Here is a 25,768-nt window from a genome sequence, read left to right as displayed (position 1 = left end):
TTAATTTACCTCAGCGATGCATTCGAAAGCACTTTTACATGAATCAAATATTACGGTATGTTCAGACTTGTTCAGTTAGGGATGCGATCAACCCGCCGCGCGTCCGCGGCACTTCGAAAATTAACGTGGCAAAGGCAAATAACGTTATCCGCTAAAAAAAAGAGTGGTGCAGTGTACGTTGGGGGCGTTTTAGCTTGATTTTTCATGTTCAGCGCATTTCGCCCATACCCATCGGCTGTTTTCGAGCCATCCACAGATTTCGACAGGGCAGACAGCGTCGTTTGCTGAACTGTATTTTCCGTCAGTCCGCGAAAGCGCACTTTCACGTAGCCAAACTGACGCTTGATTACCCGAACCGCATGCTCGACCTTGGCTCGTGTCTGAGCTCTGCGGTACTCGATCTTGCGCTTGGCTTTGTAGAGCACCCTGCGGTTATGAAGTCTGGGATACGTGCTGCGCTGCGCCGAGATGTACCAGATGACCTCACGATTTTTATGCTCTTCACGTTTATCGACTCCGGTTTACCCAGCGTTCGCATAAACCGCGTTTTCTTCGCCGTGTAGCAGCTCGGCGACCTGTGTGACATCGGCCACAGTGGCCGCATTGCCACGAGTATGATGAACCGGTCCCGACTCGGCAGCGGTGCCGATATGTGCCTTCATCCCGAAGTGGTATTGGTCACCTTTCTGGGTCTGATGCATCTCGGGATCGCGCTTTCCTTCCTCGTTCTTGGTCGAGTAGGGGCATGAATGATGGTGGCATTCGATTACGCGGTCTTACTTGTCGCACAAACTATTTTCGTGCCATTGATTGTGGTCATTCTATCGCAGTGATAGCGATTTGATATTTTTAAAATGTTATAAATCGTCAGCTCATGAGTGCCATCACGTACTAGCCTATTGGTTATGTGGCGCTGCGCCACACTGTCGATCAGCTTTCAGCGTCAGTGTAAAAGTCGATCTAAAACGGGTAGTTAGAAGTTTAAGGTGGGCTCATCATGGAAGACTGCCAATTGTTCATCGTCCGACTTGATGGGTACGGATGAATCGTTTCGTCTGGCGACTTCCCGTTCGGGATACTTATTGGAATACACCTTGAATCACTGGCGTCGGCAATCGCCGAGTGCAGGTGAAGTTGCGTGTGCGGTGCCCTGTGGTGCACTGCAAGAATCTGCTAGGAGCAAATATGGACAGTATCGTTGTTGCTGCGAAGTCGGCGCAAAGCACCTTGGAAATGGCGTGGGGCAATATAAAGCTGTTGGATACCAGCCTGGTCAAACTGCCAGTGGACCCCAGCGATGTCGCTTCCACTGCGCGTTCCGGCAACAACCTGATCGTCACCCTCAAATCTGGCGAACAAGTCACCATCGGCGACTTTTTCAAGGTCGATGCGGCGGGTCAGCAGAGCGAGTTGGTGTTCGAAGGCCAGGATGGTTTTCTCTGGCAGGCCAACTACGGCGAGCCCTTCACCGGCTTTACCTTTTCGGAAGCCTCGACCGCCGATGAGTTGCTCTTGGCCGGCGCGGCCGCCAGCGGTTCCACGCCTGGCTGGATGCTGGCCGCGTTCGGTCTGGCGGGCGTAGGTGCCACGGGTGCCGCGGTGTCGGGCGGCGGCGGTGGAGGTGGCGGTGGCGGGGCGGCATCACCCGTCACTCCGGTGCCACCGACCGATACCACGGCGCCCGGCGCGCCCACCGGGCTCATTTTCGCGCCCGATGGCAGTGGTGTTTCAGGCCGCGGCGAAAGCAATGCATCCGTAGTCGTTCGCGATGCTCAGGGCAACGTCGTGGGCAGCGATACGGTGGATGCCGATGGCAACTTCCAGGTGGCATTTCCTGCGCCTCAGACCAATGGCGAGCCGTTGCAAGTCGTCATCACCGACAGTTCAGGCAACAGCTCAGATCCAGTGGTGATCACCGCACCCGATACTACGGCGCCCGCAGCGCCCGCCGGGCTGGCGCTGACCGCGGACGGCTCCACCTTGACCGGTACCGGTGAGCCTGGTGCCACGGTCACCGTGACCAATGCTTCGGGCGTGGTGCTGGGTTCGGCGGTGGTGGCGGCCGATGGGTCGTTCAGCCTGGTCCTGAACCCGCCGCAGGTCAACGGTGAAGCGCTGAGCGCAACACAGACCGATGCAGCGGGCAACCTATCGCCGGCCGCCAGCCTGGTCGCACCCGATCTGACACCTGACACCGCCCCTGATCCGACACCAGACCCTACGCCTGATCCAACACCCGATCCTACGCCTGACCCCACGCCTGACCCCACGCCTGATCCGACCCCTGATCCAACACCCGACACCACCGCTCCGGCGGTGCCGACGGGCCTCGCGGTCAGTGCCAACGGCGGTGTACTGGTCGGCCGTGGTGAAGCGGGCACTGTTGTCAACGTCACCGATGCTGTCGGTAACCTCATCGCCACCGGGACCGTGGACGCCAATGGCAACTTCCGCGTGGACCTCAATCCTGCCCAGGCCAACGGTCAGGGTCTGGAGGTGACCCTGACCGACGCCTCGGGGAATGTCTCGGCGCCCGGCAACGTCGTCGCGCCGGATATCGAAGCGCCTGCCGCACCTACCGGCCTGAGCATCGATGGCACTGGCCTGGTGTTCAGCGGACGCGCCGAAGCCGGTGCCACGGTGGTGGTGCGCGACGCGGCCGGCACTCTGCTCGGCTCGGGCACGGCCAATGCCAGCGGCAGTTTCCAGATCACCTTGAATACCCCTCAGGTCGACGGCCAAACCCTCAGCGTGGTGGCCACCGACGCGGCGGGCAATGCGTCGCTGCCCGGCCAGTTGCAAGTGCCGGACCTGACGGTTTCCGAACCGATTTCCGAGTTCGTCATCAGCGCCGACGGGTTCTCCTGCGGCGGCCGTGGCCAGGCGGGCGATACCGTGACCATCACCAACGCGGCCGGGGATGTGGTCGGCAGCGCGCAGGTGAACGCCTTCGGTCGGTTCTTCATTCGCTTCGCACTGCGTCTGGCCCCCAACGAGCCCATTACCGCCACGCAGACCGATGACAACGGCAACGTTACCTCCACGCTCAGCGTGCTGGTGCCCGATGACATCGGCCCTGGCACTCCGGACAACCTCAGCCTCAGCCAGGACGGCCTGACCCTGACCGGTACTGGCACTGCCGGCGACACCGTACGCGTCTTCACCAGCCAGGGCGTGTTGCTGGGCAGTGCCATCGTCAATGCCGATGGCACGTTCTCGGTCATCCTTGGCCAGGCTCAGACCAATGGCGAGACCCTGACCCTCATTGCCACCGATTTCGATAACGAAAACTCGGTGCCCGTGCCGTTCGTGGCTGCCGACAGCACGGCTCCGGCCATCGTCGGCAACGTTGGCTTTGGCGCCGACGGGACGACCCTGACCGGCACCGGCGAGCCGGGTGCCACGGTGACCGTGCGCGATGCGCAAGGCAACGTGATCGGCACCGCTACGGTGGACCAGGCCGGCAATTTCGTCGTGGCGCTGGCTCCGGCCCAGGCCGATGGGCAAGTACTCAACGTTACCCAGACCGACGCGGCGGGTAACGTTTCGGCCGCGGTGCAAACGACGGCGCCCGATATTACCGCTGGCGTGGAGCTGAGCCAGGTGACCATCAGTGCTGACGGCACTCTGGTCAGCGGCCGTGGCCAGCCCGGCGACACCATTACCGTCACCGGCACGGGCGGGGTGGTCCTGGCCAGCGGCCCGGTTGCCGCCGACGGCACCTTCAGCCTCGTCCTCGATCCGGCGCAGACCAACGGCCAGGCGCTGCTGGTCGGTCAACAGGACGCGGCCGGCAATGCGTCGGCCACTGTCGGCCTGACCGCGCCGGACCTGGAAGCGCCCGTAGCGCCTGGCAACCTGGCGCTGGACGCCACCGGTACGCTGCTCTCGGGCCTCGGCGAGGCTGGTACTACGGTAACGATCAAGAACGCTGCGGGCACGGTGCTGGGTACAGCGCTGATCGCTGCGGACGGTACCTTCCAGGTCACGCTTTCGGGGGCTCAGGCCAATGGCCAGGCACTGACGGTGAGTGCCGTGGATGCCGCTGGCAACAGTTCGGCAGCGGTACCCTTCACGGCGCCAGACACGACCGCGCCGAATGCCGTCACCAACCTCTTGGTCAGCGCCGATGGCCTGACCCTGACCGGTCGCGGTGAGCCCGGCGCCACCGTCACCATCACCAACGCCAGTGGCGCGATAGTCGGCACCGCTACGGTCGGTGCCAACGGTAATTTCAGCACGGGCCTGGCTCCCGCCGTGGTCGAAGGCGATGTACTCACCGCCGTGCAGGCCGACGCGGCTACCAATGTCTCGCTACCGGCGACCGTCGTTGCGCCCGATGCCATCGGCCCCGAAACGCCTGGCAATCTGGCCCTGAGCGGTGACGGTGTGCAGCTGACCGGTACCGGCAGCGTGGGTAACACGGTCAACGTGTTCGGCCCCCAAGGCAACCTGTTGGGCACCGCCACCGTCGGCGCCAATGGCACCTTCGTCATTGCACTCAATCCGGCCCAGACCAATGGCGAAGTATTGTCGGTGGTCGCCACCGATGCCCGAGGCGAGGACTCGGTACCGGTCGAAATCACTGCATTCGATTCGACCGCACCCGACCCCGTGGGTGGCGTGACCATCAGCGCCAACGGCACGACTGTGACCGGTACCGGCGAAGTCGGCGCCACCGTTACTGTACGTGGCGGCAACGGTGCCGTGATCGGCACGGCCACGGTGGCCACCGATGGCACCTTCAGCGTCACGTTGAACACGCCGCAACTCAATGCGCAGTTGCTGGAAGTCACGCAGACCGATGCAGCGGGCAACAGTGCTGACGCTGTCGATCTGATCGCGCCTGACCTGACCGCGCCTGCCGCGCTGTTGCAGTTGGCCGTGAGCAATGATGGCCTGACCCTGACCGGACGTGGCGAGGTCGGCGCGACGGTCACGGTGCTGGCACCCAACGGTGTGGCTTTGGGAACCGCCACGGTGGGCGGCGACGGCTTGTTCAGCGTCACCTTGAACACGGCACAGACCAATGGCCAGAGCCTGAGCGTGAGCCAGAGCGATGCCGCCGGCAACCGCTCGCCGATCGCCCTCGCGCAGGCACCTGACACCGATGCGCCGGCCGCGCCCAGCGCACTGCAGCTCAACGGCAGCGGCACCGTGTTGAACGGCCTAGGCGAGGCGGGCGCTACCGTGCGCGTGGTGGATGCCAATGGCGTTGCGCTGGGCACTGCCGTGGTCGGCGCCAACGGCACCTTCCAGGTCACCCTCGTTCCGGCCCAGGCCAACGGCCAATTGCTCGAAGTTACCCAGACCGATAACGCCGGGCAGACCTCGGTACCGGTGGCAATCACCGCTGGCGACAGCACGGCGCCAGGCGCCTTGGCCAATGTGGCCCTGAGCCGCGATGGGCTGAGCGTGACAGGCACCGGTGAAAGCGGCGCCACGGTCACGGTACGCGCGGCTAACGGCGCCGTGCTCGGCAGCGCCGTAGTGCGCACGGACGGCACCTTCAGCGTCGAGCTGGCCAGTGCGCAGGTCAATGGCGAACGCTTGGGTGTGGCCCAGGCCGACCCAAGTGGCAATCTGTCGCCGACCACGTTCGTTACCGCCGCCGATGTCACCCCACCCGGCGCCCCGGCGACGCTGGCGCTGGACGCCAGCGGTCTGGTGCTGACCGGTACCGGCGAGACCGGCGCCACGGTGCGCATTACCAACGCCCAGGGCACGCTGCTGGGCACTGGCACGGTTGCCGCCAACGGCACGTTCAGCATCACTTTGAGCGCACCGCAGACCAACGGCCAGAGCCTCAAGGCCGTAGCCATCGACGCGGCCAGCAACAGCTCGGCGGCCAGCACCTTGGTCGCGGCGGACACCACGGCGCCGATTGCGGTCGGCAACCTGGCGATCAGTCCCAATGGCCTGACGCTGTCGGGCACCGGTGAAGCGGGTGCCAGCGTGGCGGTACGTGCGGCCAACGGCGATCTGATCGGCACCGGTACCGTGGGTGCCAACGGCATTTTCCTGATCACCTTGACTCGGGCGGCGGTGCAGGGCGACGTTTTGAACGTGATCGAGACCGATGCGGCGGGCAACGCCTCCACACCTGTCACCGTCAACGGGCCGGACGGCACTGAACCGGTCGCGCCAGGCAACCTGGTGATCAGCCTGGACGGTTTGACCTTGACCGGCACCGCATTGGCTGGCAACACCGTAACCGTCGTCAATGTGCAGGGCGTACTGCTGGGCTCGGCCGTGGCCAATGCCTCCGGCCAGTTCACCTTGACCCTGTCCCCGGCCCAGCACAATGGCGAGCTGCTCAGCGTGCAAGCCAGCGATGGCGCACGAGTGTCGGTACCCAGTTTGCTCACGGCGCTGGACGACACACCGCCACAGGCTCTCGACAATGTCCTGCTCAGCGCCAACGGCAGCACCTTGAGCGGTACCGGTGAGGCCGGTGCCACGGTCAACGTGCGCGGAGCCCAGGGGCAGTTGCTCGGGACCGGCACGATTAGCGCCGATGGCACCTTCAGCATCACCTTCGCGCCTGCGCTGGTCGACCGCCAAGTGCTGACCGCCACACAGACCGACCTGGGGGGTAACGTGTCGCCTGCGGTCAGCGTTACCGCGCCGGACTTCACGGCGCCACCGGCTGCTTCGGGCTTGAGCCTGAACGCTGTGGGCACGTTGCTCAGTGGCCTGGGCGAAGCGGGCACCACGGTCGCCGTGCGCGACGCTGCGGGCACCGTCATCGGCAGCGGCAGCGTGGCCGCCGATGGCACGTTCCAGATCACCCTGAGCCCGGCGCAATTGACCGGTACGATTCTGCAAGTAACCTTGACGGACGGCGCCGGCAACGTCTCTCCGGTGGCCGCGCTGCCGGTTGCCGATGTCACCGCGCCCGGCGTGGTGACCGGCCTGCAGCTCAACGTCGCGGGCACAGTGCTGACTGGCAAGGGCGAGGTGGGCGCGACGGTCAGCGTGACCGCAGCCGATGGCGCCGTGTTGGGCACCGCCGTGGTCGGCGCGACCGGCAGCTTCGTCGTCAATCTGGTGCCCGCGCAGGCCAATGGCGAGCTGCTCGATGTGCAGCAGACGGACGCGGCCGGCAATCTATCGTTGCCGGTGGCACTGATTGCCGCCGACGTCACCGCGCCAAATGCCTTGACCAACGTCGCCATCAGTGCCAACGGCGCGGTGGTCAGCGGGGTGGGTGAGGCGGGTGCCACGGTGCGGGTCTTGACCAGCGCCGGTGCCGAACTGGGCACGGCGACGGTCGGCGCCGATGGGCGCTTCTCGATCACTCTGACGACGCCGCAGATCAATCTGCAGTCGCTCACCGTGACCCAGGCCGATGCCGCTGGCAACTTCTCGACCAACGTCAACCTGCTCGCGCCCGACCTGCAGGCGCCGAACGCGCCGACCAATGTCGTGCTGACCGCGCAAGGCTCGGCCGTGACCGGCCTGGCAGAGCCTGGCACGGTGGTGTCGGTGGTGGTCAGCGATGCCCAGGGTAATATCCTGGGCAGTGCAACCGTGGCCGCCAACGGCACTTTCCAAGTCAACCTGACCACACCGCAAACCAACGGCCAGACCCTGCTGGTGACGTCCACCGACGCTGCTGGCAACGTGTCTACATCCATCACGGTCATTGCCGCCGACCTCACGGCGCCCACCCAGGCCACTGACCTTGCGGTCAATCCGGGCGGTACGCTGTTGGCCGGTAAAGGCGAAGTGGGTGCCACGGTCACGGTGTTCGATGCCCAGGGCACGCAGATCGGCACCGGCATCGTCGGGCCGAACGGAAGCTTCCTGGTCAACGTGACGCCGGTAGCGCAGAACGCCGTATTGAGCGTGATTCTTACCGATGGCGTTGGCAATGCTTCGTTGCCGGCCACGGTGACCGTGCCCGACGCCAACGGACCCGATCAACCGACCGCGCTGGTGCTCAGCGCCGATGGCCTGCGCCTGAGCGGTCTCGCCGACGCTGGCAATACCATCACCGTACGCGGCCCCAATGGCGTGCTCGGCACCACCACGGTCAATGCCGATGGCTCCTTCCAACTGACTTTGAGTGCTGCGCAGACCAATGGCGAGTTGCTGGATGTGGTTGCCAGCACCGGTGGCTTCAACTCGCTGCCTGGCCAAATCACGGCCGTGGACAGCACCGCGCCGGCGTTGACCAACGTGGTCATCAGCAACGACGGCAGCCTGATCACCGGGCGCGGCGAAGCCGGTGCCACGGTGACCGTGCTCAACCCGGTCGGTGTGGTGATTGCCACCGCCACCGTTGGCGTCACTGGCCAGTTCAGCGTGACCTTGACGCCGCCGCAGATCGACGCGCAACGCTTGCAAGTGAACCAGGTCGATGCGGCCGGCAACAGCTCGACGCCGTCCACTGTGACCGCGCCAGACCTGACGGCGCCTGCAGGGGTGCTGCAGCCACTGGTAAGCGCTGATGGCCTAGTCGTCACCGGGCGCGGTGAAGCCGGTGCGACAGTCACCGTGTTCGCCAGCAATGGCGTGGTACTGGGCAGCGGCGTGGTCGATGGCAATGGCGTGTTCAGCGTCAACCTCAACCAGGCACAGAACAACGGCCAGACCCTGACCCTGTTGCAGCGCGATCTGGCGGGCAATGAATCGCCGGTCGTCAACGTGCAGGCCGGCGACACCTCGATTCCCCTGGCGCCCGCTGCGCTGGTACTCGACAGCAGCGGGTTGTTGCTCAGTGGTATTGGTGAGCCCGGCGCGAGCGTGCAGGTCAGGAATGCCAACGGTGACGTTGTCGGCAGCGGGGTGGTAGGCGCCAATGGTCGCTTCCAGATTACCCTGGACACGCCACAGGTCGCCGGGCAATTGTTGGCCGTCACGCAGAGCGATGCGGCCGGTAATACTTCACCTTCCACACCTGTGACCGCGACGGACACCACGCCACCGACCGTGCTGCTCAACGTTGCGTTGAGCAGCGATGGACGGGTGGTGACCGGTACCGGTGAAGCCGGTGCCAACGTGACGGTACGCAGCGCTGCTGGCGTGGCCCTGGGCAGCGCCTTAGTGGCCGCCGATGGCAGTTTCAACGTCATCCTCAGCAGTCCGCAAATCAATGGCCAGACGTTGTCGCTGGTGCAGGTCGATGCCGCCAGCAATGCTTCACCCACGTTTACCCTGCAGGCCGCCGACATCACCGCGCCTGCCGCGCCGACCGAGTTGTCGTTGAGCCGGGCGGGTACGCTGTTTTCCGGTGTCACCGAAGCGGGCGCCACTGTCAGCATTACCGGCGCGCAGGGCCAAGTGCTCGGTACAGGTGTGGCCGGCACTGACGGTACCTTCGCCATCACGCTGGCGTCGGCCCAAGCCAATGGCCAGACACTGCGGGTCACAGCCACTGACGGTGCGGGCAATACCTCGCTGCCAGGCACCCTGGTGGCTGCCGACATCACGCCACCCGTCGCGGTCAGCAATCTGGTGGTCAGCGCCGACGGCAACGTGCTCGGCGGCTCGGGCGAGGCCAATGCCACGGTGCGTGTCACCGCCGCCAATGGCGACCTGCTCGGCACCGGCACGGTGAACGCGAGTGGCACCTTCCTGATCACCCTGAACCGGCCGGCCACCCTCAGCGATGTGCTGACCGTGGTCGAAACCGATGCGGCGGGTAATCCATCGACGCCGGCCCAGGTCAATGGCCCGGACGGCGGCGCCCCGAGCGCGCCGGCCAATCTGCTGCTGACGCTGGAAGGCGCCATTCTCACCGGCACCGGTTCGGCCGGTGCGATCATTCGTGTCACCAGCACGACCGGCGTGCTGCTGGGCACTGGCACGGTCGATGGGTCAGGTGCGTTCAGCATTCTGCTCGATACCCCGCAACGCAACGGCGAAGTGCTCAGCGTGCAAGCCAGTGACGCGATCGGCCGCGTGTCGATTGCAGTACCCTTCGCGGCCGCTGACACCACCGCGCCCGATACCCTGGCCAACGTGCAGATCAGCGCCAATGGTGCCTTGATCACCGGCACGGGCGAGGCGGGTGCGCAAGTGACGGTGCGCGATGCGCTGAACCAGTCGGTGGGCACCGCGACGGTGGCAACGGACGGCACATTCACGGTCATCCTGGCGCCGGCCCAGACCAACCTGCAGGTGCTCAACGTGACCCAGGCCGATACGGCCGGCAATCTGTCGCCGGGTGTGGCCGTGACCGCACCGGACCTCACGGCACCCGAAGCGCCGGTCGCCCTGGTGCTCAACGATGTCGGTACGGTCTTGACCGGCACCGGCGAGGCAGGCGCCAACATAGTGGTACGCAATGCCGTGGGCGCCCAGGTCGGCGCAGGCATCGTGGGCGCCAACGGCAGTTTCCAGATTACCCTGGACACCCCGCAGATCGACGGCGGTGCGTTGCGGGTCACGCTGAGCGATGCTGCAGGCAACGTCTCCCTGGCGGGCAGCGTGATCGGCCGCGATACCCTGGCGCCGGTGGCCGTGATCACCCCGGTCATCAACGCCGATGGCACCTTGATCAGCGGGCGTGGCGAGGCGGGTGCGACCGTCACGGTTACCACCGTCAGCGGTACCGTGCTCGCCTCGGCCCTAGTTGCCGCCAACGGGACCTTCAGCGTGGCGCTCGACCCGGCGCAGGCCAACGGCCAGCTTCTGGACGTGCTGCAGACCGATGCGGCCGGCAATGCTTCGATACCCGTGGCGCTCACCGCGCCGGACATCACACCGCCCACGGCCCTCAGCGCTGTGCTCATCAGCGGCGATGGTGTGGTGGTCACCGGGCGTGGCGAGGCTGGTGCGCTGGTTCGCGTACTGGTAGGGAATACCGAACTGGGCCGCGCCCAGGTCGACGCCAGCGGTCAATTCTCGATCACGTTGAACACTGCGCAGGTGAACCTGCAGCAACTGACCGTCACTCAGGTCGATGGGGCAGGCAACTTCTCCGCCAACGTCACCCTCAATGCACCGGACTTGCAAGCGCCGCCCGCACCGACCAATGTCGTGCTCAGTCCCCAAGGCGGTGCGGTCATTGGCCAGGCAGAGCCCGGCACCGTGGTATCGGTGGTGGTCAGCGACGCCCAGGGAAATGTGCTGGGCAGCGCTATCGTGGCCGCCAACGGCACCTTCCAGGTCGACCTGGCGTTCCCGCAGAACAATGGCCAGACCTTGTTGGTGACCTCTACCGATGCCGCCGGCAACACCTCGACCAGTGTCACGGTGATCGCCGCCGACCTCACCGCGCCGGACGCACCGACCGCGCTGGTGGTCGGCCTCGATGGCCTGACAGTGGCAGGCCAGGGCGAAATAGGCGCTACCGTCAACGTGCGCGCTGCCAATGGCGATCTGCTCGGCATCGGTCGGGTGGGTGCGAATGGCACCTTCAGTATCACGCTCAATCGCCCTGCCACCGAAAACGAGGTGCTCAACGTCACCTTGATCGATGCGGCCACCAACGTTTCGACGGCGGCCACCGTCGTGGCGCCGGACGTGAACGGTCCTGATCAACCCACTGCACTGCTCCTGAGCGGCAACGGCTTGAGCCTGAGCGGGCAGGGCGATGTGGGCAACACCATCACTGTACGCAGCGTGACCGGCGTAGTCCTGGGCACGACTGTGGTCGACGCGAACGGCAACTTCTTGGTTGCACTGAGCGCGGCGCAAACCAACGGCGAGACGTTGGAAGTCGTCGCCACCAGCGGCGCCCTGGTGTCGTTGCCAGCACTGATCACCGTGGCCGACATCACGCCTCCCGGTCTCATCACCAACCTGCAGGTCAGCCTCGACGGCACCCAGGTCAGCGGGCGCGGCGAAGCAGGAGCCACCGTGACCATTCGTGGCCCTGACAACGCCATACTGGGCATGACGACGGTGGGCGTCACCGGCGCATTCAGCGTGACGCTCAACGACGCGCAAACCAACGGCGAGGTGCTCACGGCCGTGCAGGTCGACGGTAGCAACAACCCGTCGGCTGCAGCCACCGTCACTGCTCGCGACAGCACGCTGCCCGATGCTCCAGTAGCGATTCTCAATGCTGGCGGCACGTCGGTCAGCGGCACTGCCGAGGCGGGTACCGTGGTCAGGGTTATCGTCAGCGATGCCCAGGGCAACGTACTCGGCACCACAATCGTGGCGCCCGATGGCAGCTATCAGATCGATCTGCTTGAAGCCCAGGCCAACGGCCAGACCTTGCTGGTGACCTCGACCGATGCGGCAGGCAATGTATCGGCGACCACCACGCTGTTTGCGCCGGACATCACACCACCAGCGCAGGTGACCGGTCTGGTCATCAGCCCCGACGGCGACCTGCTGGCCGGGCGTGGCGAGCCAGGTGCTCAAGTGACCGTGCGCGATGCTGGCGGGAACCCCATCGGTACCGGCCTGGTCGGTGCCAGCGGCAGCTTCATCGTCACCCTGACTACCCCCGTCGTTCCTGGCGCCGTGCTCTCGGTGGTGCAGCAAGATGCCGCCGGTAATCCGTCCATTGCCCTGAACATCACTGCACCGGACGGTACCGGTCCGGATCAACCGAGCGCCTTGGTGCTCACTACCGATGGCCTGCAACTGAGCGGCCAGGCCGACGCCGGCAACACCGTGACCGTGCGCAGCGCCACTGGTGTGGTGCTGGGCACGGCCGTGGCCGACGCCAACGGTGCGTTCACGATCGTTCTGTCGACCGCACAACTCAACGGAGAACAGCTTGAAGTGATTGCCAGCCTGGGTGCGCAGGTCTCGGTACCTGCGCCGTTCCAGGCGCTCGATGTGACCGCGCCGGGGGCGCTGACCGATCTGGTGGCCAGTGCAGATGGCACCCAATTGACCGGTCGCGGCGAAGTGGGCGCGACGGTTACGGTCATTGCACCCAATGGTGATGTACTGGGCAACGTGGTCATCGGTGTCACCGGCACCTTCACTGTGCCGTTCACTGCGAGGCAACTGAGCGGCGGCAATCTTGCGGTGTCGCAAGTCGACGCGGCGGGCAACGTTTCGCCGACGGCGCTGGTGCCTGCGGTGGACAGCACACCGCCAGTGGCACCGAGCGCCACCGTGGAGCTCGACGGCGGCGCCGTGGTGGGTACGGCGGAACCGGGCAGCGTGGTCACGGTGATCGTCAGCGATGCTCAAGGCAATGTCCTGGGGACCGCCACGGTCGCCTCCGACGGCACCTACCAGGTCGTGCTCGATGCAGCCCAGAACAATGGGCAGACGCTGCTGGTCACCTCCACCGATGCGGCCGGCAATGTGTCCTCGACAACCATCGTGGTCGCACCCGACATCACGGTGCCCGATCCGGTTACCAACCTGGTGGTCAGCGCCGATGGGACGCTGTTGACCGGCAAGGGCGAGGTCGGTGCCCGAGTCACGGTGCTGGGGGCGGGGGGTCTGTCCGTAGGCACGGCCACGGTCGATGCCAATGGCAACTTCACGGTCACCCTCGATCCGGTCTCCGCAGACCGCACCCTGCTCAGCGTTACCCAGGCCGACCAGACCGGCAACGTTTCAGCCATCGCCACCGTCACCACGCCCGACATCAACGGTCCTGACGTGCCGACGGCGCTGGTGCTCAGCACCGACGGTCTGCAGGTGGTTGGCCAGGGTGACATCGGCAACCTGATCACCGTGCGCAACCTGCAAGGCATCGTGCTGGGTACGGCGACCGTCGATGGCAACGGGGCGTTCCAGATCCAGCTTGCCACCGCGCAACTCAATGGCGAGATCCTTCAGGTCACTGCCGCCGACGGTGCGCTGACCTCGCTGCCCGCCCAATTGGTAGCGCCGGATGTGACGGCGCCGACCAACCTCGCCGAGCTGTCGGTCAGCCTCGACGGCACGCTGTTGACCGGTCGTGGCGAAGCCGGCGCCACCGTGGTCGTCACTGGCCCCGGCAATGTCATTCTGGGCACCGCCGTTGTGGCCGTGACCGGAATTTTCACCGCCAACCTGACCACGCCGCAGCTCAATGGCCAAGCCTTGAGCGTGGTGCAGACCGACACGGCCGGCAACACCTCGGCGGCGCTCGTCACTCTGGCCGGCGACCGCACGCCACCGTCGGCGCCTGTCGATCTGGCTGTGATCAACCAAGGTCTGATACTCACCGGCAGCGGGGAGCCAGGTGCGCAGGTCACGGTCAGCAACGCTCAGAACATCGTGTTAGGTACGGGTACGGTGCTGCTCGATGGTAGCTTCCAGGTTGTATTGAGCCAGGCGCAGGTCAATGGCCAGGCGCTGGGCGTGACCCTGACCGATGCTGCGGGCAACGTGTCGGTGCCAGGCGCCGTGCTGGCCGGCGACACCACCGCGCCGGTGGCCTTGACCGACATCACCATCAGCAACGACGGCGCTTTGACCAGCGTGCTGAACGGCAAGGGTGAACCGGGGGCTGTCGTCACCGTGACACGCCTGGACGGGACCGAACTGGGCAGTGGCACAGTGTCGGCGGCAGGTAATTTCAACATCATCCTGACGCCGGCCGTCACCACTGGCGAGCCGTTGAACCTGGTGCAGGTCGACGCAGCGGGCAACGTCTCGCCGATCGCGACGATCAACTCGCCAGACACCACTGCACCCGATCCGCTGACCCAGGTGGCGATCAACCTCACCACCGGGGCGACCGTGACCGGACGTGGCGAGGCCGGGGCGACCGTCACAGTCAAGGATGCCGCGGGCGTGGTACTGGGCACCGCGCAGGTCGCGGGCGACAACAGCTTCGTGGTGACCTTGTCGCCAGCGCAGATCAACAACCAACCACTGACCGTCGCGCAGACGGACCTGTCCGGCAACGTCGGCGCGAGCACGCCGATCTTCGCGCCTGACCTGACGCCTCCGTCAGCCCCCACGCAACTGGCGCTCAATGCCAGTGGCACCGTGCTCAGCGGGCTGGGCGAAGCCAACGCCACTGTCATCGTCAAGAATGCGGCAGGCGCAACGCTGGGCGCGGCGACCACGGTGGGTGCTGATGGTACTTTCCAGGTCACCTTGCCAGCGCAGCAAAACGGTCAGTCGCTGGTGGTGACCCTGACCGACGCGGCCGGCAATGTGTCGGGGCCGGGCAGTCTGACCGCCCCTGATGTGACACCACCAGCAGCGCCGACCATCCTGGCGCTGAACGCGAATGGCACCTTGATCACAGGTACAGGGGAGGCCGGCGCGCAGATAGTCGTGCGCAACAACCTCAACGTCTCGGTGGGCACCGGTACGGTCAGCGCCGACGGCACTTACAGCGTCACCCTGAGCGTGCCGCAGATCAATGGCGAGGTGCTCAGCGTTCGCCAGGTCGATGCCGCAGGCAATGCCTCGGTGGCGGTCACCGTCACCGCCAGCGACCTCCAGGCCCCGAGCGCCTTGGTCAACCTGACGGTGTCGAGCAACGGTCTGCAACTCACCGGCAGCGGTGAAGCCCTGGCGCGCATCGTGGTCAAGAACGTGCTGGGCGTGCAGATCGGCGCAGCGACGGCCGATGCCGACGGTCTCTTTACGGTCAACCTGGCCACCCCTCAACTCAATGGCCAGTTGCTGGTCGTGACCCAGGCCGACGTGGCCGGCAACGTCTCGTTGCCATTCAACTTCTCGGTACCCGACGTCACCGCGCCTGTGGCCCTGACGCTGGCGGCGGTCAGCGCCGACGGTCGAATCGTCACCGGGCGTGGCGAGGCCGGCGCGACGGTCAGCGTCACCGGCCCGCTCAACGCATCGCTGGGCACGGCTGTCGTGGCCGCCGACGGTACGTTCAGCGTGACCCTGAGCACGTCGCAGACCAACTTCGAGGCCTTGCTGCTGGTTCAGCGCGACGCTGCGGGAAATGTCTCCACAGGCGTCACCGTCAATGCCCCGGACCTCACGCCGCCGGCGCTGCCGACCGGCCTGGGCCTGAGCGTCGACGGGCTGGTGTTCAACGGCACGGCTGAAGCCGGTGCGCGGGTGTTCGTGACCAACGCGCAGGGTGCGTCGCTGGGCAATGTCCTGGTCGGCGCCAACGGCACCTTCAGCGTGCCGCTGAGCCTGGCCCAACTCAACGGCGGGACCCTGGAGGTGTATGCCCAGGATGCCGCCGGCAACAAGTCGGCACTGGCGCGCTTGAGCGTCCCTGATATCACCCCGCCGAGCCTGGCCACGCAGTTGGTGGTGAATGCCGACGGTACCCTGTTGACCGGCAAGGGCGAGGCCGGGGCGACCGTCAGTGTCGGCCTGGTGGTTGGCCAGACGCCTGTCGTGCTGGGCACCGCTGTGGTCGATGCCAACGGCAACTTCCAGGTGCCGCTGGTGCCGGCTGCGCTGGGCGGGCAATTGCTCACGGTCATCCAGACCGATGCGGCAGGCAATCCGTCGGCGGGCGCTGCGTTGAACATTCCCCTGGAGCTGCCACCCGCGGCGCCGCTGGCAAGCGCCATCACCAGCAATGGTGTGACCCTCACCGGCACCACCGAGGCCGGCACCACGGTGATCGTGCGCAACGCCGGTGGAACCGTATTGGGTAGCGCGGTCGCCACCGGTACCACCTTCACCGTGACCCTGAACCCGCCGCAAGCCAACGGCCAGGTGCTGGAACTGCACGCGACCAAAGGCGCGCTGACGTCGGTGGCGACCTTCTTCACTGCCGTGGACAGCACCGCGCCGGTCCCGATCACCGAACTGAACGTCAACGGTACCGGTACAGTGGTCACCGGTCGCGGCGAGGTGGGCGCTACCGTGCGGGTCAGCAATGGCGCCGGCGTGGTGGTCGGAACCGGGTTGGTTGGCGCGAACGGCACCTTCGCGGTGCTGCTGCCGGTGGCACAGGCGAACGGTGGCGTACTCACTGCTGTTCAGGTCGATGCGGCGCAAAACGTCTCCACCGCTGTGACGGTCCCCGCGCCGGACATCATCGCGCCCGTCGCGCCGGTAGTGACCGGCCTGGGCAATGCCGGGCTGACCCTCAGCGGCACCGGTGAAGCAGGTGCCATCGCTACGGTCTACAACGCAGTGGGCGTGGCCATCGGCACCGCCACCGTACTGCCCAATGGCACCTTCGCGGTGACGTTGAACAGCCCGCAACTCAATGGGCAGTTGCTCAGCGTCAAGCTGACCGACGCGGCGGGCAATGTGTCGGTGGCAACGCCGTTCCTGACGCTCGACACCACGCCACCTGCTGCCTTGGTCAATGTAGCCCTGGCGACCAGTGGCAGTACCGTGACCGGGCAGGGCGAGGCGGGCGCACGGGTGACCGTCAGCGTCGGTGGCGTGGCTCTGGGCACTGCCGTGGTCGACGCCAGCGGTAATTTCAGCGTCAACCTCAGCGCCGCGCAGCTCAATGGTCAGCAATTGACTGTAGTGCAGACCGACGCCGCCGGGCTGACATCGCCGGTCACTGCGCTGACGGCCCGCGATGCGACCGCGCCGAATGCACCGACCGCACTGGTGCTGGTCGGTGGCGTCAGCCTCACGGGTGTGGGTGAGGCCAACAGCACCGTGAAAGTCTACGGCGCCAACAATGCCTTGCTGGCCGAGGGGCCGGTGAATGGCCTGGGCCTGTTCAGCGTGACCCTGGCATCGCCGCAGCTCAACGGCGGCGCTTTGCGTGTGACGCTGACCGACGCGGCTGGCAACGTGTCCGCTGCGGGTCAACTGGGTGTGGCCGATACCACACCTCCGGCTGCGCCCACCGCGACCATCAGTGCCAGCGGCACCGTGGTTTCGGGCACAGGCGAGGCGGGTGCCACGGTCAGCGTGCGCAGCGGCGCCAGCGTCCTGGGTACTGCCGTGGTCGCTGCCAACGGCACCTACAGCGTTACGCTCAATGCCGCGCAGATCAACAGCCAGGTCCTGACCGTCAGTCAGGCCGACGCTGCAGCCAACGTTTCGCCCGCGACCACCACCACGGCGCCGGACCTGACCCCGCCGAACGTGGCCACCGGGCTGGCCGTGGCTGGCAGTGGCCTGACCTTGAGCGGCACCGGCGAGCCCGGCGCCACTGTCAGCGTCAAAGCCGCCAACGGCGTCGTGCTCAATGTCGCGCCTGTCACCGTCGGCACCGACGGTACGTTCACCGTGGCCTTGAACGCCGCGCAGATCAACGGCGAACGCCTGAGCGTCACCCTGACCGATGCACGCGGCAACGTCAGCGCCGGTGCAGCGGTGGTGGCTCCGGACATCGACGTCAACGAACCGGTGATCGCTTCCAGCAACCTGGCGACGGCAACCGTCAACATCACCCCGGTGACGGTGGACAGCACTTACACCAACACCAGCGTCAGCCTGCTGCTGGGCCAAGTCAAAGCCTTCGGCTTCACTGTCGCCTCCGGTACCGTGACCGATCCGTTGATCACAGTGACCAACAATGCAGCGCTCGGTGTGTTGCCTGCTTCGGCCTTCGCCTTGGAGGTGCAGAACGCTGCAGGCAATTGGGTCACCCTGGCCAACAGCGTCACCAATCCGCAGTTGCTCAACCTGATTGGACTGGGCACCAACCAGGTCCAGGCCGACATCAGCCCGCTGCAAGCTGGCAACTACCGGCTGACCGTGGCCAGCAACCTGGTGTCGCTGCTCGACAGCCTGACCACCCAGATCCAGTTCTCCACCACCAGCCTGACCCAGTTCACCGGCACGCCCACCGCGCTCAACGGTAACGTCGTCACCGATCCCGGCGTGAACGGCCTGGCCGACCGCACCGGGCCGGACAACGGTGCGGTGCTGCAGGTGCTCAAGAACGGTACCTACGTGAGCGCCGGTGCAGGCACCGTGGTGCAGGGGCTGTACGGTCAACTGACCATCGATGCCACCGGCAAGTACACCTACAACCCGAGCGGGGCTGTCGCCAGCGTGGGCAAGGTCGAGGACTTCCAGTACCAGTTGGTGCATCCCAACGGCCTGAGCTCCAGTGCTCACTTGTATGTGCGCATCGACAGCGCCAACGTCACCGAGGTGTGGAACCCCGATAACCTGGCCGCCAACGCCACGCTGGTGGATGCCGTCAACGACACCGCGACGAGCGCTTTGAGTCTGGTTGGCCAGTTCACGGACACCACGGCTACAGTGGGTCGCTACGACAGCGGACTGCTAGGCGGGCGTGGCGATTTCAACTTCAACGTAGCGCCGAACACTTCCAGCGACCTGACCTTGTCCGTCACCGGCAGTGGTTTATCGTTGCTGTCGCCAGTCACGTTCGTGTTGTCCAAGCTGCAGGCCAACGGCAGCTACGTGCAGGTGGGCTCCTACTCAGGTGCCAACCTGATCGCGGTCGGCAGCGCAGGCCTGGGAGTGCGGGTCGAGGACCAAACGGGGGGCACCTACCGCCTGACCATCATCAACGGGGGCCTGGGTGTGGCGTCGAGCTACACCGCCAACGTGCGCCAGGAGGCCACCTCGACCAACACCTTCGTCGTCGGCAGCGCGACCACTGCCACGGGCAACCTGCTGACCGGTGTGGGCGCCGATGTGGTGGGCTCTCCCTACACCTCGCTCAGCGTCCTGAGCGCCGGGGCCTTCGTGCTGCCGGGGGTGAACGGGGTGAGCATTGCCGGTGCCCACGGCTCGCTGCTGGTCAACGCCGACGGCAGCTACGCCTACACGCCGACCTTGAACCAGAGCGGCACGGCGGTGGGGCAGAGCGACGTGTTCACCTACCAGCTCAACCATCCAACCGGGGCCAGCGATACCGCGACCCTGACCATCAACCTCAGCAACGCGGCTGCGCCGACCAGTTTCGCGCGCCTGGCGTCGTTCGACAGCGACGATGCCAGCGCCGTCCACGTCGCCGCTGCCGGCAGCGACCTGCACGACCAGCAGGGCACTTCGGCCGACGATGTGCTCGATGGAGCCCAGGGCGGTGCGCTGACCTTGCAGGGGCATGAAGGCAACGACACCCTGGTCATCTACGACCAGGCCTTTGCCTCGGTGGATGGGGGTGCCGGGATCGACACCCTGAAGTGGAACGGCGGCGATGCCGACATCGACCTGAGCAATCTGGCCGCGCGCATCAACAACATCGAGGTCATCGACCTGAACCAGTCGAGCAAGGTCAACCTGACCTTGAGCCTGAGCGATCTGCTGTCGGTCACCGACGCCAGCACCGACAAGCTGCTGATTCTGGGCGACAGCCACGACACCGTGCACATGACCGGCGCGACCTGGGCTCCGGGCGCCATCCAGACCGACAATGGCGTGCAGTACAACGTCTACACTGCGCAGGAGGATCCATCGCACCATCTGTGGGTGCAGAGCGGTATCAGTGTCGTCTGATACTCGTAATCCACGTCAGGCCTTCGGGCCTGGCGTTGCGGCAGGAAGTCGCACGTCGCCTGTCTCGGGCGTGTCATGGACAACAGGAAGTGGAGGATTGGCTTGAAGTGGACCTTTTTGGCAGCACAGTTTTCGGTGGCCGTTCTGGCCTTGAGTAGCACAACGCTGTACACCCTGTCGGCACAGGCCGCAGACACCGTCGAACCCGAACTGCGGGTCATCAGCCCCAGCCGTCTGGAAACCCGCCCCGACTCGCGCGTCGGGCTTCATCCACGCCCCACCGCCCGGCCCGCAGCCGTGCCTGGTCCTGCGCAGCGGGATGACACCGATCTGGCTGCGCCGATAGCCGGCAGCCAGCTAGGCCTGGCCCAGGCGGTTCGCTTGGCGGTGGAATGGCATCCGAGCATCGCTGAAGCGATCGGCACCCTCTACCAGCAGGGCGAGGGCATCAACGTCGCGCGCGCCGGTTATTACCCGCGCATCACCGGCGGCCTGCGCGGTGGCCTCGACAGCTCCTACGGCGGCAACGGCACCAGCCAGGCGGTGAACATTTCGCTCAAGCAGATGCTGTATGACTTCGGCAAGGTCGACAGCGCCGTCGATGTGGCCAAGGCGCGGGTCGCCCGCAGCCAGGCGCAGGTGCTGCTGAGCATCGATCAAGTGGCGCGCGACACCTCCCAGGCCTACATCGAGGTGCAGCGCTACAAGCGCCTGCTCAAGATCGCCCGAGAGCAGATCAAGGGCATCGCCGGCATCGCCGACCTTGCCCGTCAGCGCAGCGACATGGGCGCCGCGACCCGTTCCGATGTGGTCCAGGCCAAGTCGCGCGAAGACGGCGCGCGGGCCACGCTGCTGCAGTATGAGGCGCTGTACAACCGCTGGCGGGCCAACCTGATCAACCTGGTCGGGCGCGCCGCGCCGTTCGACGTCAACGACGACTTTCCGTCCTCACTGCTGGCCTCCTGCAACACCGCCGAGCCGGACATGAACGCCTTGCCGGGGATCCTGGTGGCCAACGCGCAACGGGTCGAAGCCCAGGCGGCCATCCGCCAGGCCCGCGCCGACGGACTGCCGACCCTGTCGGTCGACCCCACGCTCAACCATTATCTGGACAGCAACTACAACAGCAACAATTCCAACATCGACCGGACCCAGGCCGGCATCTTCATCAACCTCGACGTACCGTTCTACCAGGGCGGCGCCACCACCGCCCGCACCGCAGCGGCCACCTACGCCCTGACCGCCGCCGATTCGGCCGAAGACGCCGCAAGGCTGCAGGCGCGCCAGGGGCTGTTCGAAGCTCAGGCGCAGACCGCCAGCCTGGACCGTCGACTCGGTTCGCTGCAGTACCGCCAGACCAGCATCGTCGAAGCCCGCGAGTTGTATGGCCAGCAGTACCTGGAACTGGGCACGCGGCCGCTGCTGGACCTGCTCAACGCCGAGCAGGAAATCCACCAGTCGCGTTTCGACCTGGCCAATACCGAGGCCGACCTGCGCCGCCTGCAGGTGGACTGCCTGTACAGCACCGGCGCCTTGCGCAGTGCCTACCGGATCGATCGGAGCACCATCCAAGGCGTGGAGATCCTGCCATGAACGATGCCGTGAACCTGCTGGACCCGGAAACGGCGCAACCCCACGAAACCTTTTCGCGCCAGGACTACCAGGTCTGGCTCGATGCGATTCTGGGGGTGGCGCGCCACTACCGCCTGGAATGCTCGGCCGAAAACGTGCGCATCGCGTCGATGCGCGCCGACGATTCGAGCGTCGAGGACGTGCTGCGGCAGATGGCCCGTCAGGCCGGCCTGACCATCAAGTTCGCCCACTACGACCCCACCACCCTGACCCAATGGCGCACGCCATTGGTGGTGCAGCTCAAGGACGGTCAGGTGGGCATCATCCAGGTGCTCGGCGACGACGAGCAGATCGGCATCGCCTACAGCGGCGACCTGGGACTGCAGAGCAGCATCGACCGCCAGACCCTGCTGGACAACGCCCTGCGTACGGTGATCCTGCGTCCGGCCCGACCGGTCAGCGACGTGCGCACCAACGACTACATCAAGCCCTACGACGAGCACTGGTTCCGCAAGATCGTCCTGCGCGACCTGCGGCCCTACGGTCACGTCATGCTGGCCTCGCTGGTGGCCAACGTGCTCGGGCTGGGCGGGGTGCTGTTCTCCATGCAGGTGTACGACCGGGTCATCCCGGCCGAATCCCTGCCCACGCTGTACGTGCTGTTCGGAGGTGTGCTGCTGGCGATCGTCTTCGACTTCATCATGCGCATCATGCGCATGAAGATCACCGACCTGCTGGGCAAGCGCGCCGACCTGCGGGTCAGCGACCTGGTGTTCGGTCACGCCCTGCGCCTGCGCAACTCGGCGCGGCCCAAGTCGACCGGCTCGTTCATCTCGCAGTTGCGCGAGCTGGAATCGCTGCGCGACCTGATCACCTCCAGCACCGCCACGGCGCTGGCCGACCTGCCGTTCTTCCTGATCTTCCTGGTGGTGTTCTACCTGATCGGCGGGCCGCTGGTGCTGATTCCCTTGTGCGCGCTGGTGGCCATGGTGGTGCCGGGGCTCTTGGCCCAACGCAAGCTGGCGCGCCTGGCCAACGAGTCCATGCGCGAGTCGGCCTTGCGCAACGCCATGCTGGTGGAAACCGTGCAGGGCATGGACGACATCAAGAGCCTGCAGGCCGAACAGCGCTTCCAGCAGCAGTGGAACCACTACAACGCCGTGGCAGCGGACAGCAGCCTGCGCCTGCGCACCTTGACCAACGGCCTGGTGGCCTGGACACAGAACGTGCAGAGCGCAGTGTTCGCCATCGTCATCGTGTTCGGTGCCCCCATGGTGATCGCCGGTGACCACACCACCGGCAGCCTGGTGGCGGCCTCGATCCTGGCCTCGCGGATGATGGCGCCGGTGTCGCAACTGACCCACGTGCTGACGCGCTGGCAACAGGCCAAGGTGGCTTTGGAAGGGCTCAACCGTCTGATGCTGCTGCCTGTCGATCACCCCGAAGGCGCCCAGCGCGTGCACCTGCCGGTGATCGGCGGGCGCTACGCGCTCAAGCGTGCCAGCTTCAAATACAGTGAGGAATCGCGCACCCCGGCGCTGACCGTCAACGACCTGACCATCGCGCCCGGCGAACGCATCGCCGTGCTCGGCCGCAACGGGGCAGGCAAGTCGACCCTGCTCCAGGCATTGGCCGGTGGCCTGGACCTGAGCGGCGGCAGTATCACGCTCGACGGTGTGGCCCTGGGACACATAGACCCGGCCGACGTGCGTCGTGACATCGGCCTGCTCACGCAGAATTCGCGGCTGTTCCACGGCAGCCTGCGCGAGAACCTGATCATGGGCGCCGGGCAGGCCTCGGATCAGGAAATCATCGCGGCGCTGGAGATCACTGGCGCGCTGGATTTCGTCCGCCAGTGTCCGACCGGCATGGATCACTTGATCCTGGAAGGCGGCCTCGGCCTGTCGGGTGGCCAGCGCCAGTCGCTGCTGCTGTCGCGCCTGTTGATCCGTCAGCCGCACATCCTGCTGCTCGACGAACCCACCGCGTCCCTGGACGAGACCACCGAGCGCCGGCTGATCCACAATCTGGCCACCTGGGGGCAAGGGCGCACGATCATCGTCGCCACCCACCGCACCAGCGTGCTGGCGCTGGTCGACCGGATCATCGTGGTCGACAACGGCCAAGTGGTCATCGACGACAGCAAGGAAAACGCCATCGCCACACTGTCGCGTCCCAAGGGCGCGGCTTAATCAAGGAGGGCAGGGCAAATGGACACAGGCAAGGGTTTCAAGGTGCTGGGCTCCGGTGAATTCAAGCGCATTCCGCTGCTCAGCGAAGACGGTGCGCCCGGCCAGTCGTATTACCAGGACGGTGTCGACGACTCCACCGTGGTGCGCGCGACCCGCGTGGTGTGGGTATCGGTCGCCATGCTTCTGGCGTTCTTCGTCTGGGCCTTCTTTTTCGAAGTGGTAGAAGTCTCCACCGGCACCGGCAAGGTGATTCCCAGCTCGCGGGAGCAGGTGATCCAGTCGCTCGAAGGCGGGATCATCGCCGAGATGAATGTGACCGAAGGGGCGATCGTGGAGCGCGGGCAAGTGCTGGCCCAGTTGGATCCGACCAAGACCGAATCCAACTTCGGCGAAAGCGCGGCCAAATACCGGGCCACGTTGGCCAGCGTCGCCCGGCTGCAGGCCGAGGTCGGGCTCAAGCCGCTGAAATTTCCCCCCGAGCTCGATGCCTACCCGGCACTGCTCAAGGCTGAAACCGAGCTGTACAACGCCCGCCGTCGGGGCCTGGACGATTCCCTGACCGGCATCAACGAGTCGCTGCGTCTGGTGCGCAGCGAGCTCCAGATCACCGATAACCTGGCCAGGACCGGGGCGGCCAGCCGCGTGGAAGTCCTGCGCCTGAACCGGCAGCGCTCGGAACTCGAACTCAAGCTCACCGAGGCGCGCTCCGACTACATGGTGCGTGCCCGCGAGGAACTAGCCAAGGCCAATGCCGATGTCGAAACCCTCACCGCGGTGCTCAAGGGACGCTCCGATTCAGTCTCGCGCCTGACCCTGCGTTCGCCGGTACGGGGCATCGTCAAGGATATCGAGGTCACCACCATCGGTGGTGTGGTACCGCCCAACGGCCAACTCATGCAAATCGTGCCGCTGGACGAGCGTTTGTTGATCGAGGCGCGCATCTCGCCTCGCGACATCGCCTTTATCCACCCCGACCAGCAGGCCAAGGTGAAGATCACCGCCTACGACTATTCGATCTACGGCGGGCTCGACGGCAAGGTCGTCACCATCTCGCCCGACACCCTTCAGGATGAGGTCAAACCGGAAGTGTTCTATTACCGCGTGTTCATCCGCACCGATTCCGACTCGCTGGAAAACAAGGCCGGCAAGACCTTCGCCATCGTCCCCGGGATGATCGCCACGGTGGACATCACCACGGGGCACAAGACGGTATTGGATTACCTGATCAAGCCACTGAACCGGGCCAAGGAAGCCCTGCGCGAACGCTAGCAGCAGCAGGGGGGCTTGCCAGCCAGGCCCGTCGGCGATTTCCAGCTCGGGCAATAGGCCGCACGCACCACCTGGGCCAGGCAGTAGCCACGGTTGCGTACCGAGCGGATCAGGCGTTCACCACCGCTGCATTGGCCAAACTTGCTTTGCAGGCGGCTCAGGGACATTTCCAGGCCGTTGTAGTGGCTGGGGTCCTTGCCCAGTCCGGCAATCAGCGCTTCCTTGCTGATAACCCGCTCGCTGCTGAAGGCGAGCAGGCTCAGCAGCCAACATTCGGTACGTGTCAGACCCATGGTGATACCGTTCTGGGTCAGGGTGCAGTCGACGTCATTGAACCACCAGAAACCACGCGCCAGCTGCGCTTCGTCGGTTGTCTGGTGGGCTGTGTAGAGCTGATTGTTGATGGATGAAAATTTGTCGCCAAGATCCGTAGGCATGAGGTCGTTCCTTCAAAACGTAGAGCTGGATACAGTTGTCGTATCACTCCAAGCCTAGTACGCCGTGAAAAAACCGCCAATGCCCATCGGTCTGGTGAA

Annotated in this window: 5 protein-coding genes and 1 pseudogene; 4 read left to right on the top strand and 2 right to left on the bottom strand. The window is 65.6% G+C overall.

Features of this window, described 5'->3' with window-relative positions; genetic code table 11:
- Positions 1–208: 208 nt before the first annotated feature.
- A pseudogene (locus tag ASF66_RS08840) lies at positions 209–763 on the bottom strand (IS5 family transposase); the annotation flags it as partial.
- 422 nt (positions 764–1,185) lie between these two features.
- Between ASF66_RS08840 and ASF66_RS08835 the strand changes: the two are divergent.
- The 4 genes from ASF66_RS08835 (at position 1,186) to ASF66_RS08820 (ending at position 25,232) form a co-directional block, all read left to right on the top strand.
- Positions 1,186–20,199, top strand: a complete 19,014-nt coding sequence (locus tag ASF66_RS08835; protein ID WP_056843564.1) for a BapA/Bap/LapF family large adhesin — start codon at positions 1,186–1,188, stop codon at positions 20,197–20,199.
- 135 nt (positions 20,200–20,334) lie between these two features.
- Positions 20,335–21,792, top strand: coding sequence for a TolC family outer membrane protein (locus tag ASF66_RS08830; RefSeq protein WP_442962768.1), 1,458 nt, complete (start codon positions 20,335–20,337; stop codon positions 21,790–21,792).
- Positions 21,789–23,963, top strand: coding sequence for a type I secretion system permease/ATPase (locus ASF66_RS08825; protein WP_056843562.1), 2,175 nt, complete (start codon positions 21,789–21,791; stop codon positions 23,961–23,963). Before ASF66_RS08830 ends, ASF66_RS08825 begins: the two co-directional genes overlap by 4 nt.
- 18 nt (positions 23,964–23,981) lie before the next feature.
- A complete protein-coding gene (locus tag ASF66_RS08820) occupies positions 23,982–25,232 on the top strand; it encodes an HlyD family type I secretion periplasmic adaptor subunit (protein WP_056843561.1) in 1,251 nt (416 codons plus the stop codon).
- Here the strand turns inward: ASF66_RS08820 and ASF66_RS22905 are convergent.
- Entirely contained in the window at positions 25,229–25,669 is a 441-nt protein-coding gene (locus ASF66_RS22905) for a winged helix-turn-helix domain-containing protein (RefSeq protein WP_056843560.1), read from the bottom strand. The two genes, ASF66_RS08820 and ASF66_RS22905, sit on opposite strands and share 4 nt — an antisense overlap.
- Positions 25,670–25,768: the final 99 nt, after the last annotated feature.

This window comes from Pseudomonas sp. Leaf129 (genome assembly GCF_001423465.1).
In the GTDB taxonomy this organism is placed as follows: Bacteria; Pseudomonadota; Gammaproteobacteria; order Pseudomonadales; family Pseudomonadaceae; genus Aquipseudomonas; species Aquipseudomonas coleopterorum.
This window is presented reverse-complemented; position numbering and strand designations above follow the sequence as displayed.